Raw genomic sequence first — 19,962 nt, forward strand, 5'->3', positions numbered from 1 at the left:
GCGGATTACTACGGTCTTTTTCATTAGAAAACCTTAAACGCGGAGGAGTAACGGCTGATACAGCGGATTAAATTAGAAACAGGTTATGTTACGGAGATGTAAAAATTTTATGTATCAAACGCTCGTTTTAATGCGAGAATAGACTTTATTTATCAAATAATTAGTTGTTTTCTCTCTTCGGTAAAGATTAGATCTTGAAAAGCGTAACCAAATGAGAGAGGCTATCAGTAAGACTGATTTACTATAATAATAGGTAGTGTATGGACAATCAGGTAATACAGAAAAGTCTTCAACGAGGCTTAACGTTATTTAACCCTTTGTTGGTTGTTGTTTTTCTACGGACATTGCGTGTTCTGATATGTCGCCAAGCGCGTTGTGAGCACCATGGCGGGTAATCTTCAGTTATTACTTGTGAATGGCGATCTGGAAAAATCTCAGATCTTGTCTAATTATCTGGCGGAGAATACTGGCTTTAATATTATTGTGGCCCATAGCGGTACGGCTGCAGTCGGTATGTTAAAGCAGTTACGCATCCATTGTGTTATCAGTGATATCTATTTAGAAGGGGTGGATGGTTGGCGACTAGCGCGCATGGTACGTTCAGGTATCTTCAACTGCAGTGCTGATATCCCTTTTATTGTTGTTTCTTCTACGTGGTGCAAACGGATTGCGGAAAAGACCGCACGCGAGTTTGATATAGACCACCTTCTACCTTTTGAACAATACCCCCGTCTTAAAGCGTTACTTGCACAGCCGCCTGCTATCCATCGTGAACTACGCAAAGACCGCGTTCTCGCTATAGAGGATACTGCTGAAACGGCCCACTTGGTGCAACGGATACTGCACCAGCGTTTTGAGGTGGACATTGCCTCAGATGGCGTGAGTGGTTTAGCGTTATGGCGCGAGAAGAAACACCCTATTGTCTTACTTGATGTCATGCTGCCCGGCATGTCCGGCCCTGAAGTGATGGAGCAGATCTTAGCGGAAAATCCTGCGCAGACGATCGTTATCATGACTGCCCATGGCACGATGGATCTCGCTGAGAGTTTAGTGTTAAGGGGCGCGGCTGATTTTATTAGTAAGCCGTTCCAAGCGAATCAGCTACGAAAAGTGTGTGAGATTGCCGCCCACCGCGAAGATTTTATGGTGAGTAATGAGCAATTTGCCGAGACGGTTGCTCGTTTGAAAGAAAGCAAAGATGCGCTGGAGAGCTTAGCGCATGAGCACAGAAATATACTGGATAACTTGACTACCGGGGTACTGGAACTGGATAGCCAAGGCCGTATTGTTTTTGTGAATCACGCTTGGTTGCAGATGACGGGTACGACGGAGTCGAGCTCATTACAGAGTGTTTTTACTAATGTTGTCTATATTGACCCGTTAAGCTCAACCCACGAAATTCAGCACGCCCTAGCGCGTATTATTGCCAAGCCAAGCGAACGATTCCGGCTGGAATTTAAAATCAAAGATAAATTTAATGAGGCCATTTGGGTCGAGGCGCGCTTCACTGGGATGCAGCGTAAAGGGCAAGAGCTCTCTATCTTTGTGGCAATTGATGATATCTCAGCTAGGCGGCGTGCAGAACAGCGGCTAGAGCATCTGGCGATGCATGATACGTTGACCGGCCTGCACAACCGTTATTTCTTTGATAATGAACTAATGCGGGTCGCGGCCTTTTCACGTCACAGCCAAATCAAGTATGGGCTGCTGTATATCGACTTGAACCACTTTAAGGCGATTAATGACACGCAAGGTCATCAGAAAGGTGACATCGTCCTTAAAAATGTAGCCGATAAACTACAGCAACGGATGACTGAAACAGAAAGCTTATTTCGTATTGGAGGGGATGAGTTTATTTTATTGTTGAGTGATACGGATGCGCAGAAAGCGGACGCCATCGCTCACGATATCTGTAAACTGATAGAGAAGGAGCCGTATCAGTTTGATGATCAAGTGTTCAAAGTCAGTTGCTGTATAGGTATTAGCCTGATCGACGGCAGCCTTGAAAAACCACAGGACTATTTGCAGCGGGCAGATATCGCATTATATGTGGCTAAACGCTACGGTCCAGGTGGTGTGCATTTGCATACAGAACAGGATCAAGAGAGCGATGATGTGCGCTTGAGTATGCATTGGTTGTATACCGTAAGACACGCTATCGAACGTGATGATCTGGTGCTGTATTACCAGCCGGTTTATCACATCCCTTCAGGGACTATTGCATATTATGAAGCGCTTGTTCGTTTGGTGATTGATGACAAACTGGTGTATCCCGGTGAGTTTATCTCGGCCCTTGAGCGGTTTCAAGAAGCCTCCTTGCTGGATAAACATGTGATCTCTAAGGCGATAAAAACCTTGGCCGATAACCCCAGGCTGCCAAAACTCGCTATTAACTTGTCTGCCCAAGCCTTTCAGAATGAACAACTTGTACCGTTAATCGCCGAGAAACTCGCGGAGTACAGTGTGGATCCCGCTCGAGTTATCTTTGAATTGACCGAGAGTGCGAGCTTAACAAACTTAAGTGCTACCCAGTGTATGGTTAAAACCTTAACCGAGATGGGCTGTGCCTTTTCTATTGATGATTTTGGGACGGGGTTTAGTACGTTCTCCTATCTAAAATCGTTCCCTGCCGAAACGGTAAAAATTGACGGCTCGTTTGTCAAAGAGCTGAAAAATAGCGAGATTGATCGCGCCCTTGTTCGTTCCATCCGAGATGTGGCATGGACGTTAGGGAAAATGACAGTGGCTGAATTTGTCGAAGATCAAGAAACGCTCGACCTGCTAAAAGAGTTTAAGGTTGAATACGCCCAAGGTTATTTTCTTGGTAAACCCGCCCCTATCGAAGCTTTGGATATTTAGTATTCTGGCGTTTTATCGGAGTCGTAAGGATGTTGGAGATAGAAGCCCCAACGGATGTTAGCTGTGATTTAAGCCTTGAGGCAGGGGATGTTGGTCAAGGCCCTACGCTGGATATGACCGCTTGTTACAGTGATTTGCTGGTGGAATACCTGCGCCAAATAAAGGTTAAAAATATTTTTGGTGTTCCTGGTGGCGCGATCGAACCTTTTTTTGACGGCGTTGCCCGGCAGCAAGGTGATGAGCCAATAACGCTGGTTATCTCTCGACATGAAACGGGCGCCGCCTTTATGGCCGATGGCTACGCCCGGGAAACGCAGACAATGGGGGTGTGTTGCGCAACAACAGGGCCGGGTGCAACAAACCTAATAACCGGTGTCGCAAGTGCCTATGCGGATGATATCCCCATGTTGGTGATTACTGCCCAAACCGCATTACCTAAGTTTGGTAAACAAGCGTTGCAGGATAGCTCGAGCACGGCGATTGATACGGTAGGTATGTTTCGTTATTGCACCAAATTTAATACCTTGATCTCCCACCCTGATCAGTTTGAGCATGCGGTTGTTTCCGCCATTATGGCAGCTAATACGGTGCCCAAAGGGCCAGCCCATTTAAGTGTGCCTTCTGACATTTTTAACACCCGTCTTAGTAAAGCCACGTTGGTGCACGCAGGTGCGTTGCGTCAGCCATGGGCTAGCAATGATCATAATAGTCAGGAAAAACTCCAACAGGCGCTCTTAGCCGCGAATCGTATCGTTATCTTGCTGGGTGACAACTGTGATGGTGCAAGCAGATCCATTATTCAATTTGCTGAAACGTTTAATATTCCCGTGATCAGTGGACCAATGGGGAAGCGTTGGATCAATGAGAAGCATCCTCTTTATTGTGGCGTCTTTGGCTTTTCGGGTCATGACAAGGCACGCAGACTACTTGCTGAGCAGAAATACGATCTGTTGTTAGCGGTGGGTACTCGGTTAAGTGAGTTGAGCACCAATGGATGGGCGCCGACTATACTTAATGAAAAGTTGATTCATATTGATAGCACGAGCCAATATTTTAACCAGTCCAGTATGGCTCGGTTACATGTTCTCGGTGTGCTACCGCAACTGTTTACGCACTTAACGCAGAAGCTGAGCCATAAAGCGCGCGGTGAATGCTGGTGGGAAGCGGATGAGAAAAAAACGGCTCCTCTTTTGCCCCATAATGAACGGGCGCTGGCACAGAGTAATGCGCAGCCGTTAAAGCCTCAGCGTTTATTTCATTACCTTAGTGAAACCCTATCAGATCAAACACGCATATTTATAGATGCGGGTAATGCTTGGGCATGGGCCACCCATTATATGCAGCGCTGTAATGATCAAGGTTATTACCGTATTGCTATGGGCTATGGCTCGATGGGGTGGGCGATCGGCTCCTCTATCGGCTCCCTCGTTGCTAACCCCACCGCTCCTCATGTCTGTATTACGGGGGATGGTAGTTATCTTATGAGTGGTCAGGAGTTGACGGTGGCCTTGGAGCAACGGATTCCCTTAGTGATGATTATCCTAAATGATAGTGCTCTTGGGATGGTTAAGCATGGTCAGCGACTGGGCGGCGCTGAGCAGATTGGATTTACACTTCCGGTGATTGACTATGGGGCGATGGCGAGCTCAATGGGAATAGAGAGCTTTACTATCGCGTCAATTGATGCGTTAGAGCAGGTTGAGTTTGATGAGCTATTTGCCCGTCAGGGGCCGACCCTAATTGATGTAAAGATCGACCCTGAAGAGGAACCGCCGATGGGTGAGCGAATCAAAGGACTCGCCACGAGTAAATAGCCCTTTTTTATCGCTCAGGTTTCTTTGGCAGGGGGCGAGGGGGAGCGCCGGTATAGGTGATATCTTGGCACTGTAATGGCAAATAGTAGCCCGCAGGGTTGTCTGCAGATTCGGCGTAACACGCTTGTACCCCGGCACTGACCCAAAGGGCCATAAGGCGGCTGAGATCAGGGTTTGAAAAACCTTGATCGGCAAGAAAGGCTGCCATATACCCACCAAAATTAATCGATTCGCCCTCTTCCTTGGTTAGATACTCACTAATCTCCATCGCTAAGGCCTCGTGTGGGCCTATATCAAAACCCAGCTCCCGGCTGAGGCGATACATAGCGGTTACCCGTTCATCTCCTTTAGCGATAGGGCGCGCATAACCGGGGAGTGATAGGGTGTTGCCCTGCCTCTTTTGAATAATATCAAACAGGTTTTTTCCTTGGTCCACATCTTGTCGTGCCTGTTGAATAAAACCTAGGCAATGGGTGATGACGCCGGGACCGTAAAGTAAAGCATCGGAGGCTTGAATCCCTGCCGTAACTGCGGCCACGGGTCGCGCTTTAGTGGAACCGGCTAAGGCGGCAACTTGGTTGCACCAGATACGAGAATCCGGCCAACTTAAACAGCTAAAACAGTTTTCTAGCCATGTGGCCACCTTGTCATTAGGTAGGCGGCCGGTTGTGTTTAGCACCAGTAGCTGAAACCAAGAGATCTGACCGATTAAGTCGTCCATCATGGAGTAACCGTGGTTATAAACGGCTTCACCGATTTTCCAACCGCCTTTACTGCTTGTGATTTTATTACGCTGCTGGTCCCAGCCTTGCCAGTTAGAGGACCGTTTATTTGATGACATAATTTTCCTCAGCAAGAAAGGGCATCTCAGTAATTGGACTGTCTGCTTTTTCCGCAGCTTGTGCTGCAATCCCCGGCGCGCAAGCGATCTGGAAAATAAGCTCCCCTTTATAAGGGCTAAACCCTAAATCAAGTAGGCAGGCCCCAGCGACCCCAGCGATTCGCCAGCTGATGGTTGGGTCTTTTACTCCCTCAATCATCGCGTTGGCCCAGTGTAAATGGGGGCCAGCGGTGCAGGATTGGACGAGGTTGTCGACCAGCTTTTTGGCATAGGTATCAGCGCTGCCATAGTAGGTGCCGAACCCCGCAGCCAGCATGATATCCCCCTCCGCAGCATTCATTCGTTGCGTATTGGCGGTTTTTGTTAATGTGTTTGCCGCGTCTAAAGGGGAGGTTTCATAGTGCTGTTGTAGGTATTTCATCGCTTGAAATACTTCATGGCTACCGCCCTGCTCACCACTGAATACGTTGAGGGATAGAGGGAGAATGTTGCTGACATGGGTTTTACTCACAGCTGCATTCATCGCTGCTCGGCAGGCGTTGTGCCGAGGCCCAGGGTGAATAAGGCTGGTCAGCAGGCGTTCCAATAGTTGATGTTGCTCTGGTGTAGGCAGCTCACCTTGAAAGAGAAGAAAAAGGACCTCTGAGAAGCTACGGTTATTGATTAAGGCTAAGTGTTCATAGCCATGACAGCGGGCTTCATTGACGGTGTATGGGTTTTCTGCAGAGGGGGTTTCTTGCCAGATGGCCGTACTTATTTTGTCACAAAAAGCATCATTACGGCTGCTTTCATCTACGTTCTTTACCATGGCTAATCAAGGTCTCTTAGGTAAAATCTAGAAACGATATTCTAATTCTGCCCAAACGCTTCGTCCTTCGAGTGGGTAGTCGTTGGGGATGGAGCTGCTCGAAGGTTCGCTTGCGTGGGTATCCAGTAGGTTTTTCACGGTGAAGGCGAGTTTGACCTTTTCCTTTAGCATAGTGTGGGTGATTTTCGCATTCACCCAGTGGTAATCACTGAGCTTCGCACGGCTATCACCTTCGACGCGTGCTCTTTCGCCAATCCAATAATGTTGTAGGGAGCCCGACCACTTAGGTGAGAGGGTGTAATTGAGGTCAATGTAAGTGCTGTTTTGCGGCACGTCCGCGACCTCTAGACCTGTGTTGGCATTTTTTGCATTCTGGTAAGCGTAGTTAGCATAGAGTTTTAGTGCGGGGCTTATTTTCCAGTCCCACTCTAGCTCGGCACCATGGCCATCCTGATTATCTGTGTTTTGGTATTGGATAACACTGCCATTGGCTACAGTATCAATCAGGTCGGTCGCTTTGTAGCTGTATAAACTAAGTTTGATGCTGGTGTCGAAACTCGGGCGGTAATCAAAAGCCAGTTCATACGTTTCGATCTCTTCCGGCTGTAATTCAGGGTTACCTAACGCTGCAGGGTTGTTAATGAGGTGTTGCTCGCTGAACGAGGGCGCACGGAAGGCGGTCCCGTAAAGTAGCTTAGTTGTTAGGTTATGCTGAGTTAACCATACCAGTGCTAAACGGGGGTTTATGGTATTACCAAAATCGGAATAGTGATCCCAACGTAGGCCGGCGGTAAATGACCAGTCATTATTTAATTGCCACTGATCCTGCGCTGAGAGAAAGTATGCGGTTCTTTTTTGAGGCTGTAGGTAGACGTCAGCACTGCCACTAACATTGGTAAGAGTTCCATCGACGGAGCCTTCTGATCCATCAATCACACCGGGGCCAAAGTTTTTGTACTCTTCCGTACTTATTTTATCTTGGCTCCAGCCCGATGCGATACGTATGGTGTGGTTATCGTAACCCGAAAATATACCGGCGAGTTCGAAACGGGTGGTTTCGGCGAGCGAGTGAGGGTTGCCTATATAACCATCGGTAAAAGTGACAAGGCCCGATAGCGGGGTAGAAAACGCGTTACCATCGGTACCTATCGGGAGCGTGCTGCCTTTGGGGAAAAGTAAAAAATAGGAATCACTGACGGTTCGAAGGTAAGACAGGTCAGCCTTAACATTGAAGTCGGTGACGATATCATTGTCATAACTTAGGTGGGTGAGAAACTGCTCGGCGTTTTGGTAGCCGGTGGAATCTAATGCGAGCGCGCCCCCTTGACCTACCCCCGCTTCATCTTGTTTCCAGTACCAGTTATTCCATGACCAGTTACCGGCGGAAAAGTCTAATTGTAGATTGGTTGTGTCATAGCTGGTTTGCAACGCGTTGGGTGCCTGAGAGGCATTGGTTGCATAAATTCCATCAAAGGTTGTTTGCAGATCCGTATCCACGATCCGGCCGCTATCGCCATCGCTTGTCTGGTTATCGAGGGCAAATGAGACAGAAAAATCCTCATCCGTAAAACCTTTGCGTACCCAGGTATCTCTACTATTAAAACTACCGATGCGAACACCGGCGGCCCCTTTTTGGTTTTCGGTCGCGTCGCGGGTAATGATGTTAATTACACCACTGAAGGCATCTGCACCATAGACGGCGGAGCCGGGACCACGAATGACTTCAATACGGCTGATATTGCTAACAGGCATACGGAAGGTAAAGGCTAGGCCACCGTTGTAGTTATGTTTTAATTCAATGCCATTTAATAGGATTAATATTTGCGGGTTAAAGCCTGTTTTGATGCCGCGTACTGAAAGCACAGGGTCTAGACGGCTTAAATCTGAGGGCATGAGGTGTAAGCCGGGTATACGTTCAAATACTTCGAATAGATGGGTAACACCCATAGCGGAGATAGTATCCGCATTAATCACGCTTGCGACGGAGGGTGCTTTGCTGATCGGTGTATGGGTACCGGTTGCAATACTGACGAGCGTTTCCTCTCCAAAGAAGTCTGCGAATTCACTTCCTGGGGCAAAGACATTTTCTTCAGCCGCAAGGGAGCCGGCAAAGAGAGATGTGAGCAGTGTAAGTATACTTAGCCTGTTTTTCATAACGCCTACTTTATATAACCCCAAGTTATTGTAGAGGTTGACCCGTTAATTACCAATCTAATACTCTCGTTTTTTGGGTATCGTTAACCAGAAAGTAAAAGTACTTCCTTTATTTAGCTCACTGGAGGCTTCGATGGAGCCGCCCATCATTTCGGCGTAGTGTTTCGCAATAGCGAGCCCTAAGCCTGTACCTCCATACTTGCGCTTAACACTTCCGTCTATTTGCTTGAACTTGTTGAAAACTTGAGATATTTGCTCTTTTGGGATACCGATGCCAGTATCAGACACCTCCCAATAAATTTTACTTTCATTAAAGTAGCATCGAAGCACGATCTCGCCGGCTTCGGTAAACTTACATGCGTTTGATAGTAAGTTGAGTAGTATTTGTTGGACCTTCTCTTTATCGACGTTGAGGTAGATATCGTCAGGGGGGAGGTCGGTGATAAAACGATTGTTATTTTTGGCCGCTAAGGGACGAATCGTATTTTCTGTTTCTTTAATGAGATCCGTTAGTGAGCATTGTTTGACGATCAGGTCCATCTTGCCGGCTTCACATTTCGCTAAATCGAGAATTGCGTTTATGAGGCTTAACAGTCGCTGTGATGAGTGAAGTGCTGAGTTAAGGTCCTCAACCTGGGCGTCAAAGTCGGGGTGTATTTCAAGCTCCTCTATCACAAGCTCAATATAACTCGTGACCGCTTGCAGAGGGGTGCGCAGCTCGTGGCTAATATTGGCCAAAAACTCTGACTGCGTGCGCATGGCAACGAGGGCGGTATCCCTGGCTGCCACAAGTTCGCGGGTACGGACTTCCACTTCAGACTCAAGCCCACTGTTGAGCTCGATGAGCTTATCTTCTTGCCGTTCTAATGAGCTCATCATGGCATTAAAGCTGTTTGCCATCTGACGGACTTCCCTTGGGCCGGCTATCTCTGCGACTAAGTGATCGCCCGAGGTTTGTGCTTTATTCATGGTTTCCGAGAGCTTAGACAGAGGACGCGTTAGGTGGCGCAGGCCTCTATTTAAAAGCCAGATTAACAATATAGAGACAATGAGGGTGACGATTAGGTTGTAGGCAATGAGGTTATTGATCAGCTTAACAAGCGATCCCTTTGATACATTAATAATGACATAACCGAGTAATGACTCAGTATTATTGTCGAGACTGAACTCTTGTGCGCCGTTGTCAGTCGTCAAGGTGTCGGAGTGGGTAAGATAGACGGGAGCGGCGATAAGCCATGCCTGCCCCGTATCTTTTACCGTGGTCGCCGTTGCGATTGGAAACCAGAGCTCTAACTCTGAATCCATCCAATGAATGTTGCCTTGCTTCAGTAATAAGCCGTCTTTATCGGAAAAGATGGCGACACCGGTAACATCGTTAAAGCCAAGGACTTGGGAGAGTGCTTCTTGGGCGTTTTCTCTGCTCGCTGTGATTAAGGAGAGCACGCTAAGGTGCGCTAAGTTGTCAGCGATGCGTAATGAATTTTGTTGTAGGATTTGGCGTGATTGATTGTATGACACCCACACCGCTGTGACCGAGCTGGTAATGGATAGCAGGCAGATGGACACGATCAGAAATAACAACAATTGCTGCCAAATACTTTTATGTTTATGCCGACCCAAAAATATCATCAATAAGCCCTAAAATCCGGATTGAGGAAAGGTTTGATAAAAAGAGCTTTTCATTTTCATGCTATATTCTAAGCCCAGATGGGAGGCGGTTCTTAAGTTCACGCCCACGCGTCGCGTCAGGGAGAGTTCGACTCCCGGTTCCTTTTCGCCAGCCTTCATACTGGCCACCATCTGAGCTAGGCGGGCACCATCCTGAAAGTTGTCAGGGAAAAGGGTGAATAGGAAGCCGCGTCGAACATGGCCCGGTTTACTCGAGAACACGACAAAGTGTTTATCCCACGATTCGCGTAGCAGCAGTGGCAGAATGACATTCTCATTGGCGGTTATATTGTCTAATGGCAGCCAAATCGCATCAGTTGCGCTGTTGGCGCTCTGTAGAATGTCTTGATAATGCTCTACGGCTTCGCCGAGGTCGGTGACTTTTTTCGCGATCAAGGTTAGTTGTTTATCTGCTGCTGCCTGTTTAGCTTTTTCGATCAGCCATTCACTTTTACTGGTGTAGACCACAAACACTTGACGTGTTTTGGGTGACAGGGTTCGAAGTTGCTCAAATAGGTTGGCAGGGGCCGCGATTAAGCTGACACCAGAGACCCCATTTGGCTTTATTGGGAGCGCGCCCGTTACGACAAAATAGGTCTTTTTCAGCGTGTTGTTGTAGGCATACCCTCTGCGTCCTAAGGTGATCACACGGTTAACGCCCGCGTCATTCATGGTTTGTAGGAGGTTGTCCGGTGGGATAGGCTTGTCGATAGGGTATTTAATTAATGTATCGTTGTGCTCCGTTTCGATCCCTTGAATAATTTGATCAAAAACCTGCTTATAAGGCGGTGGTAAATCAGGGTATACCACAGCCAGTGTGTCTGCTGATAAGGCACCACTAAATAATGTTAAGCACAGGACTGCGCAATGCAGTGGCCATCGAAGCCTACGTTGCTTAGGTCTGTAATAAATCCGTTTAATTCTTGCCATAAGCAGTGATTGGTCTACAACTTTTTGTGCGATTTAGAGGGAGGAAGGTCAGTATAGCGTACGCTAGCACTTCCTATAGGTCTAACTCAGATACTTGTGCCAAGTATAACCTGAATTGATATTGATCTCGATAGAGACGCTGAAGTCATTAGGAACCGATGGGAGGCAGCCTATTCGGTGGTGTTTCGGTTGTTTTAGGAACCTGAAGGCCCATATGGTCGTGTTTCCCACTGTGTGGATTGTTCGGTATTTGATCAAAGCCCCTCCCACGATAAGGCACATAGGAGGGGGACCTATCTAAGCTAAGTGTTATTAGAATTTGCCGTTGTTGTTTTTCCAGTGAGCTTTTGGCGGAATCGTTTCAATCGTGTCCCAATGTTCGGCTATTTTGCCGTTTTCTACGCGGAAAAGGTCATAAAAAGCGGTGGGTTGGTCCGCAAAGCTGCCTTCGCTCACGACCAAAACAAAGTTACCTTCCCCCAGTACCTGATGAACTTTGTGATACTGCATCTGTATTCCTTGCTTGGCGAGGGCTTCGAGTGCCGCGCCTAAGCCTGATAATCCATCAGCAATAGCGGGGTTATGTTGGATATAGTTATCGCCCTGAAAGTAGTCTGCAAGTTTGTCCATCTCGCCATTGAGCAAAATGTCAGTCACAAACCCAGTGACAAGCGTTTTGTTTTCCTTGCCCTTGTCGCGGTCTGTTATTTCAACGTGACCGTCGATCATACTGCGGTTGCTTGGGTTGTTAGTTGCTGGGGTTTCTTGCAGGTTGTCCCAATGTTCAACGATTAAGTTGTTTTCGAAGCGGAAGATGTCGAAACCGATTTTGGGGCCAAAGAAATTATACTCTGTGTGAGTGAATACATAGTCGCCATCTTGGAAGGCTCTGACGGTATTAACGTTCGCAGAATTAGCCGGTAAGGCCTGTAGAGCGGCCCCAAATCCACTGAGCCCATCCGCCACAGCTAAATTATGTTGCGTATAGTGCTGAGGGTTTATATATGAAACCGGTGTTGGGTCATTGGTTTCTATACTTTTAAGTAGATCGACCACTTTCTGTTTATTGCTCATGTGTGTTTCCCTTGTTTGCGCGATGGCTGTGGGCACCCCTGCGGTGACAAGTAAACTTGCGACGACTGTACTGCGCAGTGTGGTGATGAATGTTTTAGATGTGCTGCTTTTTACGTTCATATCAGTGAGTTCCAAATAAGATCAAAACCGCTATTTTGTTTAGGTTGTTTTTCCTGTGATCATCTTTTTTATGCCTATATCTTCCTAAATATAAAGGCTTATGGGGAGGTAGCTATTTTGTTTATAATGATCAAAATCGAGCGTTATATAACGTAATGGTGATTCGGGTAGGCGGATGGAGAAGATTAGGCAGACATCATTTGAGAATAAGCAGCTGACGGCGTTAGGGGTCGAACCGATACGATTAGCTGATATTCGCGCTAAATTGCCGAACGTGGCTGAACGGCCGGAGTTTTATATTCTGTTTTTGGTTACGGCGGGGCGGGGTAAGCATAAGGTTGATTTTGTGGAGTATGCGCTGTCGAGCGGTTCTCTCGTGTTTATTCGTCCGGGCCAAGTTCAGGAGTGGAGTGATTATGCTGAACTGGATGGGGAAGTGGTGCTGATCGATCCCAGATCATTACCCCATGGGGACCGGTTATATGCAGCGGACAGTAATTTACTGGCGCTTGATCGTTGGCAAAACTGTACGGTTTTACCGCGCGCAGTAAATGATGATGTGTTGGATGCGTTGCGGAGGCTAAGGCGCGATTTTACGCAGTTTGATGGCTCCTCTTTGGATATTGCACTGGTCAGGCATGAGGTCTTAAGCATCTTACTTCGTTTGGCTCGCTGGCAGGGTCAGTTAACGACCATGGCGCGTGTACCGAGCCGCGCTCAAAAAACGTATCGCTTGTTTATTCAGTTGTTAGAGCAGCAATATGCCGATCAGCACAGTTTACATTATTACGCTCAGCGTCTTGGTTATGCTCAAAGTACGTTAAGTCGGGCGTGCCTCAAATATGAAGGTGTTTCGGCCAAGGTTGTGATTGATCGCCGTATAGCATTGGAGGCGCAGAGAATGTTGGCACATAGCCGTGCATCCGTTGCGGAGGTGGGTTTTTATTTAGGGTTTAGTGAGACGACTAACTTTATTAAGTTTTTCCGTCGAGTGCTGGGCGTAACCCCCAGTGTTTTTCAGCGACGATCACGGGTTGAGGCCTAAGCTAATGTTAAAGGTCGATCACGCTGCATAATGGAGAAGCGTGATCGAACCTCGGTGCCGCGGCTTACAGTGTTTGCAGGTTAGCAAACCCCACAACCAGCCATTTACTGCCTTCGTAGTCAAAATTGACTTGCACGCGTGCCTTAGCGCCTGAGCCTTCAAAGTTAAGTACGGTGCCTTCACCAAATTTACTATGGCTTACACGTTGGCCAAGGGCGAGGTTAGTATCAGGTACTTCACTGCTGCTGAGAGAGCCACTGCCGAAGAGGCTGCTGCCGGTATCGCTGTTATAGCGGCTCGTCATTGGGCGACTCACGCTTGCATTGAGGCGGACCTCTTCAACCAGTTCATTAGGGATCTCTCTAATGAAGCGAGAGGGTCGATTGTAGTTGTCTTGGCCATGCAAACGGCGTGATTCCGCATAGGTTATATAAAGTTTCTGCATGGCGCGGGTGATCCCGACGTAGCAGAGGCGGCGCTCCTCTTCTAGACGGCCCGGTTCCTCAATCGACATTTTGTGTGGAAATAGCCCTTCTTCAACCCCAGCTAAGAAGACCTGAGGGAACTCTAAGCCTTTGGCCGAATGTAAGGTCATTAACTGTACACTGTCTTGGAAATCATCGGCCTGGGTGTCGCCCGAATCTAGTGCCGCTTGATCTAAGAAGGCGGCTAATGGCGAGTTAAACTCCTCATCCAAAAACTCATCCCACTGGCTGTTAAATTGCTTAGCGGCGGTGACCAGCTCTTCCAAGTTTTCGATCCGTGACTGGGCTTTTTCGCCTTTCTCTTTTTGGTGGTGTTCGATCAACCCTGCGTGCTGAATAACATGCTCAGTCTGCTCATGAAGCAGCGTGTCTTCCGTATCTTGTGCCATCTGGTTGATTAAATCGATAAACCCTTGCAGCGCATTGGCTGCGCGTGGAGGTAAGCGTTTAAGCTCGACTACCTCATTGGAGGCTCGCCACATGGAGATGGATTGGCTGCGGGCATGCTCGCGTATGACTTCGATAGTGCGGGTGCCGATGCCTCGAGTAGGGACATTGATCACACGCTCCATGGAGGTGTCGTCATCCCTATTACTGAGTAAGCGTAGATAGGAGAGGGCGTTTTTAATCTCTAAGCGTTCATAAAAGCGTTGGCCGCCGTATATACGGTAAGGGACTCCGCTGCGAATCAGCGCTTCCTCAAGTACGCGAGACTGGGCGTTTGAGCGATAGAGGATGGCGCACTCTTTGCGGACATTGCCCTCTTGGACCCATTTGCTGATTTGATCGACGATAAAACGGGCTTCATCTTGTTCGTTGAAGGCGGAGTAAAGCGAGATAGGCTCACCTTCGCCCGCATCGGTATGGAGCTCTTTTCCTAGGCGGCCTTGGTTATTGCGGATAACCTCATTCGCAGCCCGAAGGATGGTTTCTGTTGAGCGGTAGTTTTGCTCAAGTTTGATGGTTTCCGTACCGGGGAAGTGGACCGCAAGGTTTTGAATGTTTTCTATCTTGGCGCCACGCCAGCCATAAATCGATTGGTCATCATCTCCGACTGCCATCAGTTTTCGTTGGCCGCCGCATAGCATCTGTAACCATGCGTATTGGATGCTATTGGTGTCCTGAAACTCATCCACTAATAGGTAGCGGAAGCGTTCTTGGTAATGGGCTAATAGTGCAGGGTTTTTGTCTCTTAGCAGCTCCAGTGAACGCAGTAACAGTTCACCGAAGTCGATCATGCCGCCCCGTTCGCAGGCTGCTTCATAGGCGTGATACATGGATAGCATATTACGATCGGTTGGGTCATTCCGTGGTTCAATGTGTTTAGCGCGTAAGCCGTCATCTTTTTTGTCGTTGATATACCACTGGAATTGGCGTGCGGGCCAGCGTTTATCATCCAAGTTCATCTCTTTTGCGAGCCGCTTGATGACCCTAAGCTGGTCATCACTGTCCATGATCTGGAAGTTTTCCTGTAACCCCGCATCCTGCCAATGGGAGCGTAATAAGCGATGGGCTAGCCCATGGAACGTGCCGACCCACATCCCTTGGGGGTTAATGCCCAATAACTCTTCTATACGCCCCCGCATCTCTTTGGCCGCTTTGTTGGTAAACGTAACCGCCATAATCGAATAGGGTGACATTTTCTCGATCTGAATAAGCCAAGCGATACGGTGGACCAGTACGCGGGTTTTACCCGATCCTGCACCGGCAAGTACAAGTAGGTTCTGTACGGGCGCCGTTACAGCGCTACGCTGGGCATCATTTAGGGAATCGATTATATGGGTTACGTCCATTGCTACTCTTCAGTCACTGTATAAATAATCAGTTAAGGATTATAACAGCTGCTATGGACTTTAATAGTAACTAAGGGGGAAGGGAGGGAGGAATTGTCCCGCTCGGCGATAGATTAACGCCCCTGTAGGGCTGAATAGGCTTACCTACAGGGGACGGAGCTTAATCGGGGAGTTGGCTTGGGTTCTGTCGCCGGAAGAGTAAGATGCGCTTGAGCTCATCTGGATCTTTTAGCTTTTGGGCGCTGTTTTTATCTAACCAAGGAATGAGTCGAGAGAGCCAGAAGCGCATAGCGGCGGTGCAGCTTAGTACTGCCCAGGCGTCTCGCTCCCCTTGGGTGAAGGGCCGTGCTTTGTTGTAAGCGTCCAGAAGTGCATGTTCTCGAGCGTGATCAATAGAGCCGTCCGGATTGCTACACCAATCATTGGCAACAATAGCTAGATCAAATAGCAGAAACCCGGTGGCCGCATTATAAAGATCCAATACGGCGCTGACACGGGTTCCTTGAAAGAGCACATTGTCGTGGAAAAGGTCGCCGTGAATGGTGCCTACTTTGATATCGCTGGGGTTTTCTCTCAGTTGGTCAAAGCGGTGCACTTCATCTTTTAATAGCTTTTGATCTTCGGCTGAGAGCTTAGGGACAATCAGTTCACTCTCTCTGCGCCACCAGAAAACGCCACGGTGGGCTTGGCGCTGTAAGTAGAAGTCAGCGGCGGCTACGTGAAACTCGCCTAATACTTGACCTATTGCAGCACAGTGGTCAGCCGTTAGCTCCGCTTGGCCTACATGCTCGCCATAAAAGCGAGGCTGGATAGCGGCTGGGCGGTTTTTTAGCTTTTTAAGGCCAATACCATTACGGTCTTGGATCGCAAAAGGCACGTCGATATGCCGATCAGATAACCATTGGCAAAGTTCAATAAAGTAGGGCAGCTCTTCGTGATCAAGTTCTTCGAAGAGTGTGAGTACATACTCACATTGAACGCCCTCTTTTTTCAATGACAGGAAGTAGTTGGTATTTTCAATACCCCCTTCAATGCCTTTAAAATTGACCAGTGAACCAAGATCAAAATCGTTAAGTAGTTGGTTCAGATCATCTTGATCTAGTTGTGTATAAACAGCCAAAAGCGTTACTCAATTCTGATTAGTGGGTAGGGTGCTTACCAGCGGAATAGTACCCATTTAGGGATTAACATCTGTGACTCTTCTTGACGGATAAAGTCGCCTTCGCCTGGGGCTGGGATTAAGTAGTATGTCTTACCTTGTTTAGGCACGACTTTAATCTCTTTTAATTCCCCATTGATACGGTATTCGTAATAGGTTTTATCTGAGTCGTTGTAAATTGTAATTTGTGGATCGTTCTCATCCACAAGCGGAGGCACTTCAGCTTGCGCCAGCGGTGTAATCAATAATAACGCGGCGAATAGTAACTTTTTCATAACACTTCCTTCTTTAATATATGAAGACTTCTTTAGACGACTTAACTTATCGACTATGATCTGTCCCTTGATGATAACCAACTCGGATGTACAGATGAGCGAACAGCGCCAAATATCCAACTCACCTCTTATTCTAGTCGACGGCTCCTCGTATTTATACCGTGCTTTTTTCGCGTCTCAGCAAGCAGACTTAAGAAATTCTGCGGGCGTGCCTACGGGGGCGATCCGAGTGGTCACCTCTATGTTGAAAAGTCTGATTAAACAATATCCAGAAAGCCCGATTGCCGTCATCTTTGATGCAAAAGGAAAAACTTTTCGCGATGAGATTTATAGCGACTATAAAGCGCAACGCCCGCCGATGCCAGATGATCTTCGCAGCCAAGTGGATCCCATTCATAAAATTGTGAAAGCAATGGGCATGCCTCTGATTATTGAGGACGGGGTTGAAGCGGATGATGTGATTGGAACGCTTGCATCCCAAGCAAACGAACAGGGTGTTGATACGATTATATCGACCGGCGATAAAGATATGGCGCAGCTGGTGGATAAGCATGTCATGTTGATCAACACCATGACCGATACCTTGATGGATGTTGATGGCGTACGTGAAAAGTTTGGTATTCCGCCTGAGCTCATTATCGACTTCCTCGCATTAATGGGTGACAAGGTCGATAACATCCCAGGGGTCCCTGGTGTTGGTGAGAAAACAGCGTTGGCGCTCTTACAGGGTATTGGCGGCATTAAAGATCTCTATGAAAACCTCGATAAAATAGCGGATTTAGGTTTTCGTGGTTCCAAAACCATGGCGAAAAAGCTCGAAGAGAATAGAGATAAAGCGGAGCTATCCTATCTACTGGCAACTATTAAGCTTGATGTGGAGCTGCATGAAACCATTTCTGATTTTAAAAAGCCGGAGCCGGATACCGCTGCATTAATTGAGTTATTTGAAGAGTTTGAGTTTCGTTCTTGGTTGGTCGACCTTCAAACCGGTGGCGGTGCGTCGCCTGAATTAATTGAAGAGGCAAGCGCTCTACCCGCGGCGCCGGACAATGTTGATTATGAGGTCATCTTCGATGAAGCGGAGTTAGATCGCTGGATTGACCGGTTATCCACAGCTGATCTGTTTGCTTTTGATACGGAAACCACCAGTTTGAACTATATGGAGGCTGAGCTGGTAGGGGTTTCATTTGCTATAGAGCCCGGTAAGGCCGCGTATGTTCCGGTGGCCCATGACTATATGGGGGCGCCTGAGCAGATTAGCCGTGAGCGGTTATTAGAAAAACTTAAACCGCTGCTTGAAAGTGATGAGCATAAGAAAGCAGGCCAACATATTAAATATGATATGAATGTGTTGGCAAATTATGGCATCGAGATGAAAGGTATCGCTTTTGATACGATGCTGGAGTCCTATGTACTCAACTCGACAGCGTCCCGTCATGATATGGACAGTTTGGCCGACCGTTACCTCGGTGTTAAAACGGTTAAATTCGAAGATATAGCAGGCAAAGGCAAAAAACAGCTGACATTCAACCAGATTGAACTGGAGCAAGCCGGTCCCTATGCGGCGGAAGATGCTGATATTACGTTAAGACTGCATCAAGCGATTGATGCGCAGCTGAGTAAAGATGAAAAGCTTTCGAAGGTGTTTACTGAGATAGAAAAGCCTTTGATTCCAGTGTTGTCACATATTGAACGTAATGGCGCGTTAGTGGACCCTAAGGTCTTAGGCGAGCAAAGTATCGAGCTAGCTGCTCGTATGATCGAGTTAGAGCGAGAGGCGTATGAGATTGCAGGTAAAGAGTTTAATTTAGCGTCGCCTAAGCAGTTACAGCAGATCTTATTTGAAGAGCAAGGGATTCCGGTGATTAAAAAGACACCGAAAGGTGCGCCGTCTACCGCAGAAGATGTCTTACAAGAACTGGCATTGGAGTACCCGCTTCCCAAACGAATTTTGGAGCACCGTAGCTTAAGTAAATTAAAGTCGACCTACACCGATAAGCTGCCGCTGATGATTAACCCTAGAACCCAGCGTATTCATACCTCCTACCATCAGGCGGTTACAGCAACCGGACGTTTATCTTCAACAGACCCCAATTTACAGAATATTCCCGTTCGCACCCAAGAGGGGCGCAGAATTCGTCATGCGTTTATCGCGCCGAAAGGCTATAAAATCGTCGCAGCCGATTACTCCCAGATTGAGTTGCGCATTATGGCGCACCTCTCACAAGATAAAGGCTTATTAGAGGCCTTCTCTAAAGGCGCGGATATACATAGTGCTACGGCGGCGGAGGTGTTTAAGGTTGACCTTAATGAGGTGAGCAGCGATCAACGCCGTAGTGCCAAAGCGATCAACTTTGGCTTGATTTATGGCATGTCTGCGTTTGGCTTGGCTAAACAGCTAGGGATCAGCCGTAAAGAGGCGGGGCAGTATATTGAACATTATTTTGCGACCTATCCTGGGGTGCAGAATTATATGGACGATGTACGTACGAAAGCCCAAGAGCAGGGTTATGTAGAAACCATTTTTGGCCGCCGGCTATACCTACCAGAGATTAAAGCGAAGAATGCTATGCGTCGCCAAGCGGCTGAGCGTACAGCGATCAATGCGCCGATGCAGGGAACGGCGGCAGATATCATTAAACGGGCGATGGTATCTGTGGATAACTGGTTGGCCGGTGCCGACTACGATGTGCGTATGATTATGCAGGTGCACGATGAGTTGGTTTTTGAAGTACGAGAAGACCAAGTTGACGCGTTTGTTGATGAGGTTAAGCAGCAGATGTCTGGTGCGGCGGATCTGGATGTGCCTTTACTTGTAGAGGCCGGTGTTGGCGATAACTGGGAGCAGGCGCACTAATCTATCCGTGTCTAATGAAGGGGCGGATGGAACGATTGTTGAAAACGCCTGTCTACTGTTTAAGGGTCACGTTTAGCAAG

13 protein-coding genes are annotated in these 19,962 nt (G+C 47.8%); 4 read left to right on the plus strand and 9 right to left on the minus strand.

Annotated elements, in window-relative coordinates:
- Positions 1–384 precede the first annotated feature (384 nt).
- Complete coding sequence (locus A3773_RS15435; RefSeq protein WP_067987898.1) at positions 385–2,859, plus strand: two-component system response regulator; 2,475 nt, start codon at positions 385–387, stop codon at positions 2,857–2,859.
- Positions 2,860–2,888: 29 nt separating this feature from the next.
- Positions 2,889–4,673, plus strand: a complete 1,785-nt coding sequence (locus tag A3773_RS15440; RefSeq protein WP_082800653.1) for a thiamine pyrophosphate-binding protein — start codon at positions 2,889–2,891, stop codon at positions 4,671–4,673.
- Between the two features lie 7 nt (positions 4,674–4,680).
- Here A3773_RS15440 and A3773_RS15445 read toward each other — a convergent pair whose 3' ends face one another.
- The 6 genes from A3773_RS15445 to A3773_RS15470 form a co-directional block, all read right to left on the minus strand.
- Complete coding sequence (locus A3773_RS15445) at positions 4,681–5,514, minus strand: citrate synthase family protein (protein WP_067987901.1); 834 nt, start codon at positions 5,512–5,514, stop codon at positions 4,681–4,683.
- On the minus strand, positions 5,501–6,322 hold the full coding sequence (locus tag A3773_RS15450; RefSeq protein WP_067987903.1) for a citrate synthase family protein: 822 nt from the start codon (positions 6,320–6,322) through the stop codon (positions 5,501–5,503). Before A3773_RS15450 ends, A3773_RS15445 begins: the two co-directional genes overlap by 14 nt.
- 27 nt (positions 6,323–6,349) lie before the next feature.
- The gene (locus tag A3773_RS15455) at positions 6,350–8,476 is read right to left on the minus strand and encodes a TonB-dependent receptor plug domain-containing protein (protein WP_067987905.1); all 2,127 of its coding nucleotides are present in this window, start codon (positions 8,474–8,476) and stop codon (positions 6,350–6,352) included.
- Between the two features lie 57 nt (positions 8,477–8,533).
- On the minus strand, positions 8,534–10,105 hold the full coding sequence (locus A3773_RS15460) for a sensor histidine kinase (RefSeq protein WP_067987908.1): 1,572 nt from the start codon (positions 10,103–10,105) through the stop codon (positions 8,534–8,536).
- Between the two features lie 9 nt (positions 10,106–10,114).
- Positions 10,115–11,074 carry an ABC transporter substrate binding protein gene (locus A3773_RS15465; RefSeq protein ID WP_082800654.1) on the minus strand — a complete coding sequence of 320 codons (960 nt, stop codon included), beginning with the start codon at positions 11,072–11,074 and terminating at the stop codon, positions 10,115–10,117.
- A gap of 312 nt (positions 11,075–11,386) precedes the next feature.
- A complete protein-coding gene (locus A3773_RS15470; protein WP_231902224.1) occupies positions 11,387–12,268 on the minus strand; it encodes a nuclear transport factor 2 family protein in 882 nt (293 codons plus the stop codon).
- Between the two features lie 175 nt (positions 12,269–12,443).
- Between A3773_RS15470 and A3773_RS15475 the strand changes: the two genes are divergently transcribed.
- Entirely contained in the window at positions 12,444–13,313 is an 870-nt protein-coding gene (locus A3773_RS15475) for an AraC family transcriptional regulator (protein WP_067987917.1), read from the plus strand.
- 64 nt (positions 13,314–13,377) lie between these two features.
- Here A3773_RS15475 and uvrD read toward each other — a convergent pair whose 3' ends face one another.
- The 3 genes from uvrD to A3773_RS15490 all read right to left on the minus strand — a co-directional run bounded on the left by uvrD (position 13,378) and on the right by A3773_RS15490 (position 17,025).
- Positions 13,378–15,591 carry a DNA helicase II gene (uvrD, locus tag A3773_RS15480; RefSeq protein WP_067987920.1) on the minus strand — a complete coding sequence of 738 codons (2,214 nt, stop codon included), beginning with the start codon at positions 15,589–15,591 and terminating at the stop codon, positions 13,378–13,380.
- A gap of 160 nt (positions 15,592–15,751) precedes the next feature.
- Complete coding sequence (locus A3773_RS15485) at positions 15,752–16,711, minus strand: homoserine kinase (protein ID WP_067987926.1); 960 nt, start codon at positions 16,709–16,711, stop codon at positions 15,752–15,754.
- A gap of 35 nt (positions 16,712–16,746) precedes the next feature.
- The gene (locus tag A3773_RS15490; RefSeq protein ID WP_067987929.1) at positions 16,747–17,025 is read right to left on the minus strand and encodes a DUF2782 domain-containing protein; all 279 of its coding nucleotides are present in this window, start codon (positions 17,023–17,025) and stop codon (positions 16,747–16,749) included.
- A 94-nt stretch (positions 17,026–17,119) separates the two neighbouring features.
- Between A3773_RS15490 and polA the strand changes: the two genes are divergently transcribed.
- Positions 17,120–19,882, plus strand: coding sequence for a DNA polymerase I (gene polA / locus A3773_RS15495; protein WP_197462806.1), 2,763 nt, complete (start codon positions 17,120–17,122; stop codon positions 19,880–19,882).
- Positions 19,883–19,962 lie beyond the last annotated feature (80 nt).

It is taken from the genome of Neptuniibacter pectenicola (assembly GCF_001597735.1).
GTDB classification, from domain to species: domain Bacteria; phylum Pseudomonadota; class Gammaproteobacteria; order Pseudomonadales; family Balneatricaceae; genus Neptuniibacter; species Neptuniibacter pectenicola.

Excerpts from the sequence above, each read along its gene's own strand:
- A3773_RS15475 (WP_067987917.1), top strand. The coding sequence starts at position 12,444 with ATGGAGAAGATTAGGCAGACATCATTTGAGAATAAGCAGCTGACGGCG.
- A3773_RS15435 (WP_067987898.1), top strand. The coding sequence starts at position 385 with ATGGCGGGTAATCTTCAGTTATTACTTGTGAATGGCGATCTGGAAAAA.
- uvrD (WP_067987920.1), bottom strand. The coding sequence starts at position 15,591 with ATGGACGTAACCCATATAATCGATTCCCTAAATGATGCCCAGCGTAGC.
- A3773_RS15460 (WP_067987908.1), bottom strand. The coding sequence starts at position 10,105 with ATGATATTTTTGGGTCGGCATAAACATAAAAGTATTTGGCAGCAATTG.
- A3773_RS15490 (WP_067987929.1), bottom strand. The coding sequence starts at position 17,025 with ATGAAAAAGTTACTATTCGCCGCGTTATTATTGATTACACCGCTGGCG.
- A3773_RS15470 (WP_231902224.1), bottom strand. The coding sequence starts at position 12,268 with ATGAACGTAAAAAGCAGCACATCTAAAACATTCATCACCACACTGCGC.
- A3773_RS15455 (WP_067987905.1), bottom strand. The coding sequence starts at position 8,476 with ATGAAAAACAGGCTAAGTATACTTACACTGCTCACATCTCTCTTTGCC.
- A3773_RS15450 (WP_067987903.1), bottom strand. The coding sequence starts at position 6,322 with ATGGTAAAGAACGTAGATGAAAGCAGCCGTAATGATGCTTTTTGTGAC.
- A3773_RS15440 (WP_082800653.1), top strand. The coding sequence starts at position 2,889 with ATGTTGGAGATAGAAGCCCCAACGGATGTTAGCTGTGATTTAAGCCTT.
- polA (WP_197462806.1), top strand. The coding sequence starts at position 17,120 with ATGAGCGAACAGCGCCAAATATCCAACTCACCTCTTATTCTAGTCGAC.
- A3773_RS15465 (WP_082800654.1), bottom strand. The coding sequence starts at position 11,074 with ATGGCAAGAATTAAACGGATTTATTACAGACCTAAGCAACGTAGGCTT.
- A3773_RS15445 (WP_067987901.1), bottom strand. The coding sequence starts at position 5,514 with ATGTCATCAAATAAACGGTCCTCTAACTGGCAAGGCTGGGACCAGCAG.